At 45.9% G+C, this 17441-nt stretch carries 13 protein-coding genes and 3 tRNA genes; 3 read left to right on the top strand and 13 right to left on the bottom strand.

Going from position 1 to position 17441, the window contains the following annotated elements:
* The first annotated feature begins 63 nt into the window (after positions 1-63).
* Positions 64-1020 (top strand): 2-hydroxyacid dehydrogenase, encoded by a 957-nt coding sequence (locus FTT89_RS10505; protein WP_104484188.1) that lies wholly within the window; start codon positions 64-66, stop codon positions 1018-1020.
* A 94-nt stretch (positions 1021-1114) separates the two neighbouring features.
* Here the strand turns inward: FTT89_RS10505 and FTT89_RS10500 are convergent, their stop codons facing one another.
* The 7 genes from FTT89_RS10500 to glyQ all read right to left on the bottom strand — a co-directional run bounded on the left by FTT89_RS10500 (position 1115) and on the right by glyQ (position 8064).
* Positions 1115-1540 (bottom strand): hypothetical protein, encoded by a 426-nt coding sequence (locus FTT89_RS10500; protein WP_104470692.1) that lies wholly within the window; start codon positions 1538-1540, stop codon positions 1115-1117.
* A 204-nt stretch (positions 1541-1744) separates the two neighbouring features.
* Entirely contained in the window at positions 1745-2269 is a 525-nt protein-coding gene (locus FTT89_RS10495) for a hypothetical protein (RefSeq protein ID WP_005181937.1), read from the bottom strand.
* Positions 2270-2559: 290 nt separating this feature from the next.
* On the bottom strand, positions 2560-2949 hold the full coding sequence (locus tag FTT89_RS10490; protein WP_005181941.1) for a hypothetical protein: 390 nt from the start codon (positions 2947-2949) through the stop codon (positions 2560-2562).
* A 75-nt stretch (positions 2950-3024) separates the two neighbouring features.
* Positions 3025-4566 carry an ATP-dependent endonuclease gene (locus tag FTT89_RS10485; RefSeq protein ID WP_180006766.1) on the bottom strand — a complete coding sequence of 514 codons (1542 nt, stop codon included), beginning with the start codon at positions 4564-4566 and terminating at the stop codon, positions 3025-3027.
* Positions 4567-4640: 74 nt separating this feature from the next.
* Positions 4641-4919: an AAA family ATPase gene (locus FTT89_RS10480; protein ID WP_180006767.1), complete on the bottom strand. Its 279-nt coding sequence runs from the start codon at positions 4917-4919 to the stop codon at positions 4641-4643.
* An 86-nt stretch (positions 4920-5005) separates the two neighbouring features.
* Positions 5006-7075: a glycine--tRNA ligase subunit beta gene (glyS, locus tag FTT89_RS10475; RefSeq protein WP_180006768.1), complete on the bottom strand. Its 2070-nt coding sequence runs from the start codon at positions 7073-7075 to the stop codon at positions 5006-5008.
* Positions 7075-8064, bottom strand: coding sequence for a glycine--tRNA ligase subunit alpha (gene glyQ, locus FTT89_RS10470; RefSeq protein WP_127801778.1), 990 nt, complete (start codon positions 8062-8064; stop codon positions 7075-7077). Before glyQ ends, glyS begins: the two co-directional genes overlap by 1 nt.
* A gap of 480 nt (positions 8065-8544) precedes the next feature.
* Here glyQ and FTT89_RS10465 point away from each other — a divergent pair, with 480 nt between their 5' ends.
* A complete protein-coding gene (locus FTT89_RS10465) occupies positions 8545-9675 on the top strand; it encodes an HPP family protein (RefSeq protein ID WP_005181952.1) in 1131 nt (376 codons plus the stop codon).
* Positions 9676-9743: 68 nt separating this feature from the next.
* On the opposite strand, the gene FTT89_RS10460 is transcribed toward FTT89_RS10465, so the two are convergent.
* Complete coding sequence (locus FTT89_RS10460) at positions 9744-10010, bottom strand: PspC domain-containing protein (RefSeq protein ID WP_005181954.1); 267 nt, start codon at positions 10008-10010, stop codon at positions 9744-9746.
* Between the two features lie 288 nt (positions 10011-10298).
* Between FTT89_RS10460 and FTT89_RS10455 the strand changes: the two genes are divergently transcribed.
* On the top strand, positions 10299-10892 hold the full coding sequence (locus tag FTT89_RS10455; protein ID WP_228289529.1) for a hypothetical protein: 594 nt from the start codon (positions 10299-10301) through the stop codon (positions 10890-10892).
* 125 nt (positions 10893-11017) lie between these two features.
* Here FTT89_RS10455 and FTT89_RS10450 read toward each other — a convergent pair.
* The 5 genes from FTT89_RS10450 to FTT89_RS10430 all read right to left on the bottom strand — a co-directional run bounded on the left by FTT89_RS10450 (position 11018) and on the right by FTT89_RS10430 (position 16880).
* A tRNA-Lys gene (locus FTT89_RS10450) sits at positions 11018-11093 on the bottom strand.
* A gap of 74 nt (positions 11094-11167) precedes the next feature.
* Positions 11168-11243: transfer RNA gene (locus FTT89_RS10445), tRNA-Lys, on the bottom strand.
* Positions 11244-11263: 20 nt separating this feature from the next.
* A tRNA-Lys gene (locus FTT89_RS10440) sits at positions 11264-11339 on the bottom strand.
* A gap of 130 nt (positions 11340-11469) precedes the next feature.
* Positions 11470-13311 carry a long-chain-acyl-CoA synthetase gene (locus FTT89_RS10435; RefSeq protein WP_168384441.1) on the bottom strand — a complete coding sequence of 614 codons (1842 nt, stop codon included), beginning with the start codon at positions 13309-13311 and terminating at the stop codon, positions 11470-11472.
* A gap of 170 nt (positions 13312-13481) precedes the next feature.
* Positions 13482-16880 carry an Rne/Rng family ribonuclease gene (locus FTT89_RS10430; RefSeq protein ID WP_180006770.1) on the bottom strand — a complete coding sequence of 1133 codons (3399 nt, stop codon included), beginning with the start codon at positions 16878-16880 and terminating at the stop codon, positions 13482-13484.
* Positions 16881-17441 lie beyond the last annotated feature (561 nt).

The raw sequence follows: 17441 nt of genomic DNA, 5'->3' as shown, positions 1-17441 counted from the left end.
ACTGACGCGCAGCGTTGCAAGTGTGCTTTAATTCCCTCACGCCATGATGAGAGGATGCACCACATGAACGCCATATTTCTGGATTTTGCCTCGCTGGATCAGGATGATTTACAGCTAGAAGACTTAAACGCTGTCTTTCAGCAGCAGTTAACGCTGTATCCAACCACTTCGCCTGCAGAGCTGCTGCCACGGGTGCAATCTGCCGAGGTGATTATCAGCAATAAAGTCTTGCTCGATGCCGCGACATTACAGCAATGCCCGCAGCTTAAACTGATCCTAATTTCAGCCACCGGTACCAATAATGTCGATTTGGAGCAGGCACGCCGCCAGGGTGTGGTGGTGTGTAACTGTCAGGGTTATGGCACGGCCGCAGTAGCACAGCATACCTTAATGCTGATGTTAAATCTGGCCACTTCTTTTGTGCCTTATCATCAGGCGGTGCAACAGGGCCAGTGGCAGCGTTCTCGCCAGTTCTGTCTGCTGGATTATCCAATTGTCGAGCTGGCCGGAAAAATGCTGGGCATTGTTGGTTATGGTGAATTGGGACAGGCGGTGGCCAAGCTGGCCGAAGCCTTCGGCATGCAGGTCAAAATTGCTGCTCTCGCCAACCGGCCACAATCTGCGTCGCGGGTGCCTTTTACCGAACTGTTACCGCAGGTGGATTTTTTAAGCCTGCATTGTCCACTGACCGAAGATACCCGGGATTTAATCGGGCCGGCTGAGTTTGCCGCCATGAAACATAGCGCGTTTTTAATTAACTGTGCCCGTGGTGGTATTGTCAATGAAGCGGCGCTGGCCGAAGCCTTACTGTCCGGACAAATTGCCGGTGCGGCGATGGATGTGCTGAGTGTCGAGCCACCCAAGCAGGGCAATATCCTGTTAGACCCAGCCATTCCCAATTTAATTTTAACCCCGCATAGTGCATGGGGCAGTGTAGATGCGCGGCAGCGGATTGTGCAGCAAATGGTAGAAAACGTGATCGCATTTCAGCAGGGCCAACCGATCCGTCAGGTCAATTAATCAGATATCAAGCAATAAAAAATACGGACGCATTCAGGTCCGTATTTTTGGGTGGAATGAAAAGGCGAGTGATGATGCTCTCGCTCACTCCGTCTTAAAGTTCGGTCACGGCGTAGCTGGTGGCTCCTGAACCGGTTTCAGCAGGTACGGATGCCGCCGGTTGAGCGGTATCTGGCTGACTCAAGCTGCCTTGTACAATGGGTACCGGCTGTTGTGGTGCGCCGCCTAAAGCTTCTTTGGTGTCCTGAATTTTCTGGTTGGCCTGTTGCGTGGTGTTGCTGGTTAAGGTCTTGGTATTTTCCCAGGCCTGATGCACCGAAGGCCGTACTTTTTGCACACCTTTTTCTGCCACTTCACCAACCCGATCTGCCGCGTTTAAAACACCTTGCTGTGCTTTATAGGCCCAGACATGCAGTAAATTCGGATTATCGGCATAAGGTTGAATCGGGGCTTGGAGCTTGGTGCTGCTATTCGCTTCTGCTGGCGGGGTTTGTGCCCAGACTGCAGTGCCCATGAGCATAAGGCCAACAGCCAATACGGATTTCATTTTATGCATAATCATGCCCCCTGCTAAAAGAGAATGGAAAGCCTAAGCCTAAACTGAAGGCATGAAGAAATCATGAAGATTCCTGTTACTGTGCTGAGCATCTGCTGAATTATCTTGAAACTCAAGCACAAAATTAAAAAAGCCAACAGGGTTGCAGGCTTGGTTCTCTCATTTTGATTATTGTGCTGCGCCCACTGCGGTATGGGTTTTGCTGCTGACTTTGGCTTTGGCCACAGGCGTATCGACATCAACCTGCGCATTGCTGTGCAATTGTACCTGTGCCGATTTCTGTTTCAGGCTGTTTTTGGTTTTTTCCGTGCGGTCTGCGGCATGTTCACGGGCTGCTGCGGCTTTCTTGGCGGCAGACTGTTTCAGTTCGCTTGAGCGTTCATAGGCCGCCTGTTTTAAATCTGCGGCTTTTTCTTTGCCGGCTTCGGCTTTTTCATTGCTGAACTGTTTGGTGTTTTGCCAGGTGTTCTGGGTCGTGGTTTTTACGCTATGTAATCCTTGACCGACATGCTCGCCTGCGCTGTGTAAGGTCTGCTGCGTACCTTGCACTACATTATTTAAAAGTCCACCAGCCTGTGGCGTCTGCACAGCTGCCGATGCGTTGACATTGGCCTGAAGTGCTGGCGCGGCATACAGTGAAGATGTCGCGAGTAGGGCGCTGCTCATGAATATTGTTGTGAGAGTTTTCTTCATAGGATTTTCCTTGCATGTGTGCCACAGACGCAATGCTGTGAGCGGTGCCTATCTTAAGGAGAAAAATATGCGCCGATATGCTTTATGCAAAAACATCCACAATCTTGCTACAACTGCTTAACAATTCAGGCATTTTTGTAAACCGGGGATTGGCTGCGAAGTCTTATACCAGTTGGTATAGCAGATATAATTTGAATGATGAAAAATCTATTTATTTTTCGGGTTATTTTTATTTTTTCTAGGAAATGTGGAAAAGCACCATACCTTTTGCAGGCATGATGCTTGAATTTTTAGTTACATTGCGCCAGTGCATCTTTATGGAAATGATCGCGCAGGGTCAGGAAGTTTTTCTGTACCGTGGCATCATGCAGGTCAAAATTATGGGCGGTGCTGGTGCCATCTTGGGCAAAGGTAGCTGAACCGGCTGAAATGAGGGTGTTGCCTTTAAATGCCCATTGTTCAATTGAGCGGCCGGCTTTGAGCTGCCCTCTAAATTCAATCACGCATTTATCAATAAACTTGGTCAGTTTGGCCGAGTTATGCGTGGTGTCTGGATAGACCTCAAGATTTTGGACTTCTTGTAATACCCCTGCTTGTAGTTGTGGAATGACTGGCGCAGAGGTACATGCACCCAGAGAAAGGCAAGTTAGACCAGATAAAATTAAAGTTTTAAGTTTCATAAGCTTCTTTCTTGTTGAGTGTTGTTAGGTTGAGTATATGAAATATATAGGGATATGCCTATAGTTACTCCACTTTTAGCTAATCCACTCTATAGCATCTCTCAAATGTTCGTAATCACTTACTAATTCTTCAATAGATTCATTATTTATAAGAGCAGTATTAAATCTACGCCATTCTTGTTCTCTTTTAGAATTAAAACCATAAACAGCCTCAATATCTCCTGTACACCATATGTATATGCCTTTAACTTTTAGAGAATTATGAATGTTTTTTAGTATGGGTTTGGCTTCAGGTAGTTGAGCTAGAGTTTTAAACTTTTTTGCACCGATTTGTCTTAAGGACGAACAGTCTTTGACATGATCCTGACAAATATTCAAATCAGGTAAGTCCTTATTTCTCTCTACTAAACTTCTAAACTCTTCAAAATAATGAGCATTAGAATCATCAATTAGATCCCAATCCTTACAATTACCGATAAAATCAAGATCTGTAAGAATTCTTGAAGGAATTCCAAGAGCACCTAAAACTTTTTGAATAGGTAAAAGACTGGTTTTACTATCAGCAGAAACTAGAGATAGTTTTTTGAGATGAAAAGGGCGTTTATGTATTTTAGTATATATGTTAGGAAGAACTCTAAGCTCAGTTTTTCCTTCTACTAAAAGGACTTCATCACTAAAAAATATTTGAGAAGCATTATTTAACTTAAACACTTCATAAAAATGACTAGGATACTTAGCATTAAGAGATTCGATAATTTTTGAAATAGGCTTTCTTGCTTGTGTGCCTAACTCTGGAGATTTATGAATTTGTAAAGCATTAATTGCATGTTCAGAGGACAAAAGACTTGCGGAATGCGTAGAAAATAAAATCTGGTAACCTGAATTACTGAGAGTCATTAATGCATCACGTACAAGTTCAATAGTTGTAGGATGTAAATAGAGTTCAGGTTCATCAATACAAATAATAGTATTTGATCTTCTTGAGCTAGGATTCTTTTGCTGTAAGTCAGCCAAATATCTAATAAGAGCCATTTGGATTGAGCGCTGAGTACCGTGCCCAAAATTATTAAAATCTCTTTCTGTATGTGTATCTTCAAATATTTTCAAAGTCCCACTTTTAAAAATATCTTCGATGGTTGGGGTTGGGAAATGCAGCTTTACCGATATATTTGGAAAAAAGTCATTAATTATTTCATTTATACCTGTATCGACTTTACTCAATGCAGGAATTCTATTACTTCCATCATGTGATAAAAGATTAGAAACAGATTCCAAACTTGTTATAAAATCTTGTTGATAGTTTTCTTGAATCTCTAAAGAAATCAGTTCAAGAAGTTTAGATATTGCTGTCCCACTTTTATTTTTTGTTGAATCCTCATGAGCATCTGTCATGGCTTCAATATGAATGAATTTTGGAAAAATTTTTATAATTGATTGTTCAATACCGGAAGGGATAGATTTCCACTCCTTACCATCAAATAAGGTAGCAACTATCTTCTGTTTTTCATTTCTATCGAGGAAGGTTCTTCTTTTAATTTTTAATTCTTCATTTTGTATAAATGGTCGAAGCTTATTTGCATGATCCTCTTCTAATAAATTTAATAGGCTTTGTTGCATAAATATGTAAGCATCTGATTTAAATAAATTTAATTTTGGATCAAAAAACAATCAAAACTTTTAAAATCATATAGTTATGAAATCTTTGTGCAACAAAGCCAATTTAATAAGTCATCTTTGATGTTGGTTAGGAGAGCTGTTACTTCTATGGGTTCTTCACAATTATTTGCATTTGCATAGTAGTTAAAAGATTTAACACTTAAGCCTTCTAAAAGAAATTTAATAGCCAAAAGAATATTTGATTTACCCGCATTGTTATAACCAATTAGAGCGGTGAAATTTTTTAAACATACCTGAGTATCTTTACATGACCTAAAATTCAAAATCTCCAATTCTTTAATAATTACACTCATTATCAGCCCTAATATATTGTTTATAAAAATAAAAAACCCCGCTAATGTTATAGCGGGGTTTCGTGTATTTTACAACCAATTAGTTTTTAGTGTTGAAGCACCGAAATATCCGCCACTTTCGTAAATAAGTTACGAAGCTGAGCAAGCAAGCGTAAACGGTTTGCTTTCAATTCAGCATCATCCGCCATCACCATTACACCGTCAAAGAACGCATCTACAGGCGCACGCAGTGCAGCAAGTGCAGAGAGCGCAGCAGTGTAGTCTTTAGCAGCGAATAATGGCTCAACTACAGGCGTGATTTTTGCAAGTTCAGCGAACAATGCTTTTTCAGCATCTTCCACCAGATTCGCTTCAACCACTTCACCAGCTGGTGCCGCTTCTTTGGCAAGAATATTGGCAACACGCTTATTCGCAGCAGCAAGTGCAGCCGCTTCAGGCAATGCGCGGAAGTGATTGACCGCATTGACACGCTTGTCAAAATCAAGCGGTGATTTTGGTGACAAGGCTTGAACGGCTTGAATCACGTCAACAGCCACACCTTGGTCTTCATATTTGGCACGGTAACGACCTTCAAGGAATGCAACCGCATCGTTTAAAGTCTTATCGTGATCTTTGAGTACATCGCCATACGCAGCTAAAGCAAGTTTGATCAAATCTTCGATTGAAACATCAAGCTCGTTTTCAGTCACTAGACGTAAGATACCAATTGCAGAACGACGCAGGGCAAACGGGTCTTTCGAACCTGTAGGCGCTTGACCAATACCGAAAATACCGGTGAGCGTATCTAAGCGGTCTGCAAGCGCAATGGTTGTACCTGTTTTGGTTTTCGGTAAAACATCACCTGCAAATTTAGGCAAGTACTGCTCGCCAAGTGCTTCAGCCACTTCATCATTTTCGCCTTCAAGACGTGCATAGTAAGTTCCCGCGATGCCTTGAAGTTCTGGGAATTCACCCACAAGCTCAGAGGTTAAGTCACATTTTGCCAGCAGGGCAGCTTTTTCAGCGTCAGCCGCATGTGCACCTGTAATTGGCGCAAGCGCAACAGCAAGTTTGGCAATACGTTCAGATTTGTTCCAAAGCGTACCCAATTCTGCTTGGAAGACCATGTTTGCCAATTTCTCTTTACGAGAAGCAAGCGGTTGTTTTTGGTCTTGCAGGAAGAAGAATTCAGCATCCGACAAACGTGGACGAACGACTTTCTCGTTACCTTCAATAATTTGTGACGGATCTTTCGACTCGATGTTTGACACCGTAATGAAGTACGGTTGCAGTTTATTATCGCTATTCACCAGGCAGAAGTACTTTTGGTTGTCCTGCATGGTGGTGATAAGAGCTTCTTGAGGAACAGCAAGGAAGCGTTCTTCGAAGCTGGCACGTAATGCAACAGGCCATTCAACCAGTGCAGTGACTTCGTCACGAAGATCCGCAGGCACAATCGCAATCGCATTCACTTCATCAGCAAGTGCTTTCACTTGCTGGTCGATGATGGCTTGACGCTCTTCAAAAGACGCAACCACATAAGCGCTACGAAGTGCATCTAAGTATGCATCTGCATTGGCCAGCGTAATCGCTTCAGGTGCATGGAAGCGGTGACCATACGTCACATTGCCAGCTTTATGATCTTGAATGGTTGCATCAACCACATCGTTGTCTTTCAGCAACACTACCCATTTTACAGGACGTACGAATTCAGTACGGCTTGCTGCAGAACGCATGCGTTTCGCGATTGGCAGGTTGTCCAAAGCATTTTGTAAAATTTGCGGTAACAGCGCATCCAGGCTTTGGCCTTTGACATCTTTTAAGTAGCACACTTTTTCAACTTTACCGGCCTGGAACGTCGAAACCTGATCAACCGTAATGCCTTGACCACGCATAAAGCCTTCTAAAGCTTTGGTTGGATTGCCTTCAGCATCAAACGCTGCTTGTTTTGCAGGGCCGTCAAAACGTTTTTGAGTGTCGGCTTGCGCGCCATCTACATTGACAATTTTAAGTGCCAAACGACGTGGTGCAGCATAGGCTTCGATTGAATCGAAAGCCAGACCTGCATCTTTTAAGCCTTTAACCGTTTCTGCCTGTAATGCATCACGTAATTTTTTCAGGCTTTTTGGTGGGAGTTCTTCACAGCCAAGTTCAAATAAAACAGTATGTTTAGACATTATTTGTTCTCCGCTGATTTTTCTGCTTGCGCGGCTTCCGCCTCAACCTGTGCTTTTAACTGTGCCAGAACTTCATCACGTAAATGCGGTTCTGCCATTGGGAAACCAAGCTCTGCACGTGCGGCCACGTAGCTTTGTGCAATGGCACGCGCCAATGTACGGACACGTAAAATATAACGCTGACGCTCAGTCACAGAAATCGCACCACGCGCATCAAGCAGGTTAAAGCTGTGTGATGCTTTCACCACTTGCTCATAGGCAGGAAGTGGCAGTTTCGCTTCCATTAAACGAGAGGCTTCTGCTTCATAGAAGTCGAACAGTTCAAACAGTTTGTCGACTGGCGCATATTCGAAGTTGTAAGTCGATTGTTCCACTTCGTTTTGATGGAACACATCGCCATAGGTGACCGTACCGAACTGACCTTTAGTCCAAACCAAATCATAAACTGAGTCGACACCTTGCAGGTACATCGCCAGACGTTCTAAACCGTAAGTGATTTCACCGGTGACCGGATAACATTCAACACCACCGACTTGCTGGAAATAAGTGAATTGCGTGACTTCCATACCATTCAGCCAAACTTCCCAACCTAAGCCCCAAGCACCGAGTGTTGGTGATTCCCAGTTATCTTCGACAAAACGGATGTCGTGAACCAAAGGATCAATCCCGATGGCTTTTAAAGAATCCAGATACAGCTGCTGGATGTTGTCCGGGTTTGGCTTTAATACCACCTGGAACTGGTAGTAGTGTTGCAAACGGTTCGGGTTTTCACCATAACGGCCATCTTTTGGACGACGTGAAGGTTGCACATAAGCGGCATTCCAGGTTTCAGGCCCTAATGCACGTAGGAAAGTTGCAGTGTGGAATGTTCCTGCACCCATTTCCATGTCGTAAGGCTGCAACACGACGCAGCCTTGCTCCGCCCAGTAATTTTGTAAGGCAAGAATTAAGCCTTGGAAAGTATCAATATGCGATATGGCGCGACTCATGGTCATCCACTTAAAATTAGAGAAAAATTGTGCTCAATTATAAGGATTTTGGCGGGAGGTAGCAAAGGTTATCCATACAATGCTGGCGCTTTGATCAGGAAGCGAAGCCTAACCGAAAAATCGCCATGAAAAATCAGTAGAGAAACCGACATTCGGTTGATCTGTCTATCCACAAAAAACGGATTTTGATCTGTAGGATTCGGGGAAAACCCAGCATTGTCATTTCAGTCATTTTTCTCAAAGATTGGTTTCATCTGGTGTATACAGCGCAATCATCTGCGCTGAACGGTGTATACGCAAAAACGATGTTTTTAAAATGAAGGGCTTATCAATTTTTTCTAAAAAGAGGATGATTCAGTGTGCCTATACTGATATACATCTCAACAGAAAAATTCATAATTATAAGATATAGAATGAATACATCTTATAAGCTGCTTCATTTTATAATGGCGGCCGTCGCCAAAATCACAAAGGATTCCCGTGTTTCATCCGCAATCTGAATGGTTAGAAATCTTAAAACCCAATTTCAAATTACTGCCGCTGAAAGAACGTCTGTTGTGCGGATTGGGTGCTTTGCTGGGCTTAAGTTTATCTTCACTGATCAGCTTATGGATTCTGGGCGATATTAATGCCTGGTATATCGCGCCGATGGGTGCGTCGTCAGTATTGCTGTTTGCGGTGCCGGCCAGTCCGCTGGCACAGCCGTGGAATATGGTGATTGGCAATACTATTGCCGGCATTATTGGTGTGACTTGTGCGCTGTATATTCCGAATCTGACCGAAGCCTTTAGTGTGGCGGTGGCCTTATCTATTATTTTAATGATGTCGACCGATTCGCTGCATCCACCGAGTGGTGCTGTGGCGATTACCGCAGTATTGGGCGGTGAGGCGGTCAGTGAACTGGGCTATTTATTTATCTTTTATCCGGTGCTGTTAAATTCGCTGTTATTGCTGTTGGTGGCAATGATGTTTAACCGACTGACTGGCAAGCAATATCCACACAAGGCCCAGCTGAACCTGCGTTCGCAAGACCCGACCCCGACCCAGAAAGTCACCATTCAGCCGCAAGATATTCATCATGTGCTGGAGCATCAGACCGAGCTGCTGGACATTAGTGAATATGACTTGCAGAAAATTATTCTGGAAGCGCAATATCAGGCCAATGCGCGTATGCAGGATGAAAACGTGCAGGAATGGCGCTGTGAAGATATCATGACCCATGATGTGATTACCTTGCAGCAGGATGATGATATCCAGCTCGCGCTAGACAAGTTCAAGCAGGTCAATTTAATGAGCTTGCCGGTGGTAAATGCCGAGCAGCAACTGGTCGGCACATTGGCACTGTATGAAGTGGTGGAATGGTTTAAACATGCTACTGATGTGCGGATGTCATGGCAGCATCAGGTCAAACACATTATGAACCGCAAGGTGGTGACGGTAAAACCACATCAGAGTATTGCCGATCTGGTCCCGTATTTTGTGGAACGTTCGTTTAACTATATTCCAGTGGTGGAACAGCAGCAGCTGGTCGGGATTATTAGCCGCGCCGATATGATTGCCGCCATGAACCAGCGTCTGATCTGGCTACGCAGCAAAACTACGGAAAGTTAAAGCCAGAAAAAAGAAGCTACGGTAATAGGGGGCCACCGTAGCTTTAAACTGTGCAAGAAAAATGAAGATTAACGGTAACTGTTCTGATCTTCATGAATGGTACGTACCGGATTGCGATAGCCATTCACGTGTTCAATTTCAGCTTTCTTTTTCGGCATCACCAGCCACAGTACCAAGTACACCAGAATACCCGGGAAGGCGGCACTCATAATGGATACCAACACAAAAATAATGCGGAGTAAATTTGCATTCCAACCAAAACGTTCAGCAATACCACCCATTACACCTGCAATCATGTTTGAGCGGTTAGAGCGGTATAAACCAACATTGGCCATTGAGGTCTCCTTAAAAAATAAAATGGTGAGTCAATCAACAACTCATAAAATAAAAATGGCGACCTATTTCCGTTTTTAAAGGGTCAATGCGCTATAAATCGTTAATTTATGTAAATAAAATGACACGGTATAAATATTGCGCTTTAAAATCTTGAAACAGGTCTACAAAAACTGTAGATTTGGGTGAAAATTCATGTAATTTCAATAGCTTCGCTGTGTGCCCATCAACCTGATGCAAAGGCATACGGTGGCTATTTTTATTGATACCCGGGAGACACCATATTGGCTGTGCATTGTTCGAAATGGTTATGGGGAATCTGTTGCCTGTCTTTGGCCGCTTGTGACCCGACGTTTAACAGTCAAGAAGAGGAGGCACAGCCGTTTACACCCGTGGCAGACCTGCAGGTGACGGAAGATGTGCCAAGTAAACGCCTGAGTGAAGTGGCTGGCCAACCGGTATTTCCATCTGCAAAAGATGCCGATAAAGCCGTGGTGCCGGAAGCGGCCTTGGCCTATTTCGGCCGGTATCAGGTAAAAATTAGCTGTGAAGATGCCTATGTCAAATGTGAGACCGGTACAGCCGATTTTATTCTGACTTTATTGCCCGATGGCACCGCACATCGTTCCATTGTCTATCTTGGCCGGGTCATGGCCGGTGCACAAATGAACTATCATCTGGATTACTGGATGTATGATGAAACCGCACACCAGATTATTGTGCATCGCAGTAATGGGGTGGAAATTTTTTATGATATTGATGACACGCAGAATCTACGCATGGATTTAGAAAAAATTGCCACAGTATCGACGGTAAATCAGCAGTATTTTTCCCGTAATCCTTTACCGGCACATGCTTATTATCTGGAAAAGTCGGCCGATTAAAAAAGCAGATTGAGCGTTCTTTCATCCACATTAATATTGAGGTTGTAGCGCAGATACGATGCAGCCCAGCATATAAATGTGCAATGCAGAGTAGGGAAGCGAAGATATTTATTTTGGAAGATAAATGGTGGGTCGTCCGCGACTCGAACGCGGGACCAACGGATTAAAAGTCCGCTGCTCTACCAACTGAGCTAACGACCCTGAGGAATAAAAAATAAGCTGCTTATTTTTTAATATGCAAGAACTGGAGTTTTTGCAGAGTTCCTAAGGAAAGATGGTGGGTCGTCCGCGACTCGAACGCGGGACCAACGGATTAAAAGTCCGCTGCTCTACCAACTGAGCTAACGACCCATCTTAGGCTTTCAAATGAGTGGTGGGTCGTCCGCGACTCGAACGCGGGACCAACGGATTAAAAGTCCGCTGCTCTACCAACTGAGCTAACGACCCATATCATTTGATGGAGCGTATTGTAGCAAGATCTCGTTTGAGCGCAAGTAAAAAATAAAAAAGTTGTCTATGTTTGATTATAAATGAAACAAATTCATGCTAGGGAATCAAAAAATAGACAACTTTGGGCTTAGAAGCGGTATTGATAGGTTTGAATCTGCTCGAAAATTTCCGGGGTTAGATCAGTATAAGCCGCTGCACCGGGCAGCAACACCAGCAAACGATCCGTGGTAGCTGCCGGATTAAATGCCTGTTCTTTGAGCTTGTTTTTCTGATATTTAAAAGTGCCGGTGGTTTCAACCTGGGCCTGAATCCGTAAAAATACCGGAACCGCATAGCCGGGCAGGGCCTGTTTAAACTGGCTCACCATCTGCTGCAGGTCATGTTCATCCAGTGTTGCATCGGTATTTAAGGTAATGGCCGCCATTCCGGCACGGCCATTGGTTTCTGGAATTTCTACGCCGTAAACCACCGCTTCGGCAATTTTCTCATAATCACAGAGTATATTTTCCACTTCGGTGGTGGAAACATTCTCACCTTTCCAGCGGAAGGTATCCCCGAGGCGGTCAACAAACTGGGCATGACGGAAGCCGATATTTCGTACCAGATCACCGGTATTAAAGTATTGATCGCCACGCTGGAAAACGCCTTTTAAAATCACCGCCTTGTTTTTTTCCGGATCAGTATAGCCATCAAATGGCGAACGGCGGGTAATTTTGCCAATCAATAAACCAACTTCACCTTTTTTGACTTTCTGGCACCAGCCGCGCGCATCCCGGACCGGTTCATTTTTTTCTTTATCGAAAGCCACAATCGCATAAGGGGTTGGAGAAAAACCAACGGTATTGTCAAAGTTAAAGATGTTGCTAAAGCCGACATTGCCTTCACTGGAGGCATACAGCTCCAGAATTTCTTCAATGCCAAAGCGTTGCTTAAACTTGTTCCAGATATTCGGGCGCATGCCGTTCCCAATCATTTTGGTAACACGATGGCCCTGATCCAGCGCGGATGGTGGTGCATCCATCAGGTAGCGGCACAGCTCGCCGACATAACCAATGGCAGAGGCATTAAATTTCTGTACATCTTTCCAGAAGCTGGAGGTGGAATATTTACGTCGAATTGCCAGGGTTGCGCTACCGGCAATTACGCCGCACCAGCACACCACAATACCAGTGGCATGATACAGCGGCAGGGTCACATACATGACATCTTTTGGATTCAGATTCAGTACATGGCCGTAGGTGCCATAGGCCAGGGTCCAGCGGCTATGGGTGAACACCACGGCTTTCGGCAGGCCGGTGGTTCCCGAGGTATAGATATAAAACAGGCCATCTTTGCCCTGGACGGAATGCGTGGTCGGCGGATTGAATTTCGGAAAATGGTCGATCTTTTCGGCCAGATTGTTAAAGCCTTTCGGAGCTTTGCCCGCATCGCGCTGGGTTTCCTGATCGGCAAACCAGTCCAGACGATCTGCCGGCAAATCCAGCGCCTGACGAATCTCCTCTACCGCAGCACGGCATTCTTCGCCAACAATTAGCGCGACCGGTTTGACCAGATTGATGCTATGGGTCAGCACCTTGCCGACCTGTGAGGTGTTTACCAGTGCAATGGTGACGCCAATTTTGGCCAGACCGATGATAGTCGCGATCAGTTCCGGGCGGTTTTCCAGCATTACCGCAATCACATCGCCTTTGCGTGCGCCTTGTGACAGATAATAGTGGGCAATCTGGTTGGCCCATTCATTCAGGGCTTTGTAGCTAAAGCGCTGCTCTTCAAACATTAAAGCCAGACCATGCGGATTACGTTTGACCGCTTTTTCAAAGGCAATGCCCAGACCGGCAGGGGTGGATGGCGTTCGTAAATAGGCTTGACTCAGACCCTGAATAAGATTCGGGACTTTGCCGATAAACTTTGGAATTTTGGCGGCGACATCGGCCAGACCAATAAGATCATGTTGTGTTGTATGGCTCATATGAATCCTATTTATTCTCGACATCCAATCTGTAGTTCTAGCGCATGAATATTGCACTTTAAGGTTTTAATCGTTTCGTTGTAGTGTAATCAACCTAATCTGACAAATTAACAAAAAAAATCCAGCCACCGAAATGACTGGATTTTTTTATTCACCTGCAAAAAAGCAAATTATGACTCAGTTGAGGTATTGGCTTTCTTTGGTGGACGGCCACGTGGACGACGCGGACGTGCCGGTTTTTCTTTCTCGGCCTTGTCTGCTGCGGCTTCTGGAGCTTCAGCTTCTGCATTTGCCGGTGCTTCGCTGGCATCTGCTGCATCAACTGGCAGTTCAGCCTGTACTGGTTGCGCTGCTTCAGCTTTCGCTGTTTCTTTAGCCGGTGCTTCGGCTGCAGCGCTTTCTTCAGTCGCCACTTCAGTTTCAGTCGCAGTGGTTTCAGCCGCTGGTGCTGCTTCAGTTGCTGCTGGCTCGGCAGTCGCTTCTACAGGTGCTGCTGTGCTGCTTGCAGCAGTGGCTTCTGTTGCTTCAGCTGCTTGAGCGTCCGCCGCAGTTTCTGCTGGTGCATCGTTAGCGGGTGCTTTTTCTGCTTCGTCGGCATGGGCCTGTTTGGCCTGTTCCAGCGCCTGTTCGGCAGCAAGTTTGGCTAAACGACGACGCTCACGCGGATCATTGGCCACACGTTTGACTGGCGCTGGTGGAGTCAGGTCCAGCACAGGAGCAGGTTCTGCTTCTGGCTCAGCTTTGCTGACTTCAACATCACGGGTCACAGGCTGCTTTTGGCTTTCTGCCGCAGGTGCTTGAGCGACCAGGCTGGCTGCATATTGTTCAGTGAACTTTTGCAGGGCGCGGTTAAAGGTTGGGATTAAACCAAACTGCTCAATCAGTACCGAGCAATCTTCACCATACACATGACGGATCAGGCTGCCTACCGTGTACTGCTGCAAGGCTGGAACCTGAGATGGTGACAGCTTTGGCGGCTGGTTTTGTTGCGCACGACCTTCACGTTGCTGGCGACGACGCTGACGCGGATCGTTGCTGGCGCGTTTCACCGGTTGCGATTTGTGCTCTTCAGCCACAATTGCCGCAGGTGCCACTTCTTCTTTTGGTACTGGTGCTTCTTCTACTGCTTCAGTGCTGGTCGCAACCGGAAGTTCAGCAGTTGCTGCAGGTGCAGCGGCTGTGTTCTGGTTTAGCGCGACAATTTCACTTTGTGCAGCATCAACATTCACCACCAGAGCAGTTGGCATCACGTCCTGACGTGGTGCATCCACCAGGTCCACTTTCAGGCCTTGTGCTTCAGCGGCTGGTGCTGCTGTAGCTGCTGCCGGTGCAGCCGTGTCATTCAGCACGCTGGCATCGCGGTGGCGATTTGGACGCTCTGGACGTTGCTGGTTACGACGGTCACGACGTGGCACAGCATCTTGCTGTTGCGCTTCGTTTTGCGTCTGTTCATTGTTGTTGTGCTGACGGCGGGAGTTGCGTTTGTTTTCACGCGCTTCCTGACGTTGCTCCTGACGTGACAGCTGCACCACTTCTTCGTGTACCTGATGCTGTGCTGGGCTGTTGTCATTCTGGCTGTTTTGCTCGCGCGGCTCTTTATGCTTGCTGCGCTTTTTGTTGTTGTGACGTGATGATTTTTCTTCACGTTCAGCCGGTTTTTCAGCGTGATCACGCTCATGCTTGGTCACAGTTGATGGGGCAAGATAAGCATTGCTGGTTGCTGCTGGTGCAGCCACAGGCGCCGCAGCTGCAATCTGACCGAACTGGCCACGGCTAACTGCGCCATTATTGACCATTTGCTCAATCGCTGCAGCCGCATTGTTGGCGCTACGTGACTGATCAACCGTGTTGGCCTGTTTTTGCACAAACAGGTTTTCTAACCATGCACATGGGCTAGCACTTGGTGCAGCGGCAGCAGGGGCCACTTGTGCAGGCGCAGCGGCTTGAGCTTTGGCTGGACGCTTCTGTTCCTTTTGCGGTGCTGCAGGCGCAGCTGCATGCTGAGCGTGCTGTTCTTCTTCTAAATGCCATTCAGAGGCTTCATAACCTAGTTCCTGTTCGCTTAAGCGGGTGGCTGCTGTGCGTTCATAGCTGGTTGGGGCAAAGCCTTCCGGATTGTAAGAGATTTCGTAATGTGGGGTTTCTAAATGCGGGTGCGGCAATACCGTTACACGTACATTTGAGGTTTGTTCAAGGTAAACCAGGCTGTGACGCTTTTCATTCAATAAGAATGCTGCAATTTCAACCGGTACTTCAACCTGAACTTCACCATGACGCTCACGTAGCGCAATCTCTTCCACTTTACGCATAATCGACAGTGAGAGAGAACGTAAGTCACGTACCATGCCGGTACCATGACAACGTGGGCAAACATAACCGGTCGCTTCTTCTAAAGATGGACGTAAGCGCTGACGGCTCATCTCCATTAAACCAAAGCGTGACAATTGACCAAACTGGATACGCGCGCGGTCGCTTTGCGTTGCTTCACGCAGCTTGGCTTCCACCATACGCTGGTTACGGTCTTTGGTCATGTCGATAAAGTCGATTACTACCAGACCACCGATGTCACGTAAACGTAACTGGCGTGCAATTTCTTCAGCAGCTTCCAGGTTGGTGTTTAGTGCGGTATCTTCAACGTCCTGACCACGAGTTGATTTTGCCGAGTTAATGTCGATTGACACCAATGCTTCGGTTTGGTCAATCACGATTGAACCACCTGAAGGCAGTTTGACTTCGCGTTCATAGGCGGTTTGAATCTGGCTTTCGATACCGAAATGCGCGAACAGTGGTTCATTTAGGGTATAGGTTTTTAACTTGTCGAGCTGACGTGGCATCACCGCTTTTACGAAGTTATAAGCTTCGTTATAGGCCTGTTCTGAGTCAATCAGGATTTCAGCCACATCATCACGCAGGTAGTCACGAATGGCACGCGTGACGACACCGGCTTCCTGATGCACCAGCATTGGCGATGGACCAGAACTTGAGGTGCTTTGAATTTGCGCCCACAGATCTAGCAGATGCTGTAAATCAAGTTGTAATTCTTCTTGAGAACGACCAATACCGGCAGTACGTACAATCACGCTCATACCGCGTGGCACGTTTAAAGAGGCCAGCATTTCTTTCAGTTCTTCACGCACTGAACCGGAAATCTGACGGCTGATACCACCCCCTTTCGGGTTGTTTGGCATCAGGACCAGGTAACGGCCCGCCAGTGAAATAAAGGTCGACAGGGCAGCACCTTTGTTGCCGCGCTCTTCTTTTTCTACCTGAACCAGCAGTTCGGTGCCTTCAGTAATCAGTTCGCGAATATTTGAAGTTTGACGAGGATCGGCCTTGTAGTAAGAGTTGGCAATTTCGCGCATCGACAGGAAACCTTGACGACCGGCACCATACTCAACAAATACAGCTTCTAAAGATGGCTCTACGCGAGTCACATGACCTTTATAGATATTTGATTTTTTTTGTTCACGGGTACGATTTTCTAAATCAAAATCGTAAAGACGCTGACCAGTGACAAGTGCAACGCGAATTTCTTCAGCATGTGTTGCATTAATCAACATACGTTTCATGGGTGTAACACCTTATAGTGATACACAGCAAAACATCGCTCTATACGTAGCGAGCATCAAACATCACGGATCATGGTTCAGATCTCAAATACAGCGGTCTGAACGTTTCTCTACCGGCCTGATAATCGGGTTTCGGTGGATGATTCACGTATTGATGATGTCAATACGGCTTCAATCTTTAAACGATTAAAGTCACCTGGTCGTTTCACTGGCGGACGAGCGGTACATTGGATGTGAGTAACTTTCACTGTCACATTGCTCAAAGATCATCCCTTCTTTTAGTCGAGTGTCTTGATACGGAATTATCGTCGTATCTTTACAATTTGTGCAGATCCAATGTATCAACGCTGTAGCCTGAATGCGACATCAGGGAACGACTAGTCTGATGTGTATCAGTTTACGTTTAAAAACCAACTTGAGGTTGGCGACATATTTTTTCAGGCAAACTGATTTATGTACCTTAAGTACAATTAAACGCAACAGTTTGCAGTTTTGCCGATATAATAAGCCTTCGGCGTCGGCATAATTCTTTTGGGACCTTTACGTGTTTAGTGGAGTGTT

Source organism: Acinetobacter sp. YH01025 (assembly GCF_013420185.1).
In the GTDB taxonomy this organism is placed as follows: domain Bacteria; phylum Pseudomonadota; class Gammaproteobacteria; order Pseudomonadales; family Moraxellaceae; genus Acinetobacter; species Acinetobacter indicus.
Note: the sequence above shows the minus strand (reverse complement) of the source record. Positions and strands in the feature narration are given on the sequence as shown.

Excerpts from the sequence above, each read along its gene's own strand:
- FTT89_RS10495 (WP_005181937.1), bottom strand. The coding sequence starts at position 2,269 with ATGAAGAAAACTCTCACAACAATATTCATGAGCAGCGCCCTACTCGCG.
- FTT89_RS10485 (WP_180006766.1), bottom strand. The coding sequence starts at position 4,566 with ATGCAACAAAGCCTATTAAATTTATTAGAAGAGGATCATGCAAATAAG.
- glyQ (WP_127801778.1), bottom strand. The coding sequence starts at position 8,064 with ATGAGTCGCGCCATATCGCATATTGATACTTTCCAAGGCTTAATTCTT.
- FTT89_RS10500 (WP_104470692.1), bottom strand. The coding sequence starts at position 1,540 with ATGCTCATGGGCACTGCAGTCTGGGCACAAACCCCGCCAGCAGAAGCG.
- FTT89_RS10490 (WP_005181941.1), bottom strand. The coding sequence starts at position 2,949 with ATGAAACTTAAAACTTTAATTTTATCTGGTCTAACTTGCCTTTCTCTG.
- glyS (WP_180006768.1), bottom strand. The coding sequence starts at position 7,075 with ATGTCTAAACATACTGTTTTATTTGAACTTGGCTGTGAAGAACTCCCA.
- FTT89_RS10435 (WP_168384441.1), bottom strand. The coding sequence starts at position 13,311 with ATGAGCCATACAACACAACATGATCTTATTGGTCTGGCCGATGTCGCC.
- FTT89_RS10480 (WP_180006767.1), bottom strand. The coding sequence starts at position 4,919 with ATGAGTGTAATTATTAAAGAATTGGAGATTTTGAATTTTAGGTCATGT.
- FTT89_RS10430 (WP_180006770.1), bottom strand. The coding sequence starts at position 16,880 with ATGAAACGTATGTTGATTAATGCAACACATGCTGAAGAAATTCGCGTT.
- FTT89_RS10505 (WP_104484188.1), top strand. The coding sequence starts at position 64 with ATGAACGCCATATTTCTGGATTTTGCCTCGCTGGATCAGGATGATTTA.
- FTT89_RS10460 (WP_005181954.1), bottom strand. The coding sequence starts at position 10,010 with ATGGCCAATGTTGGTTTATACCGCTCTAACCGCTCAAACATGATTGCA.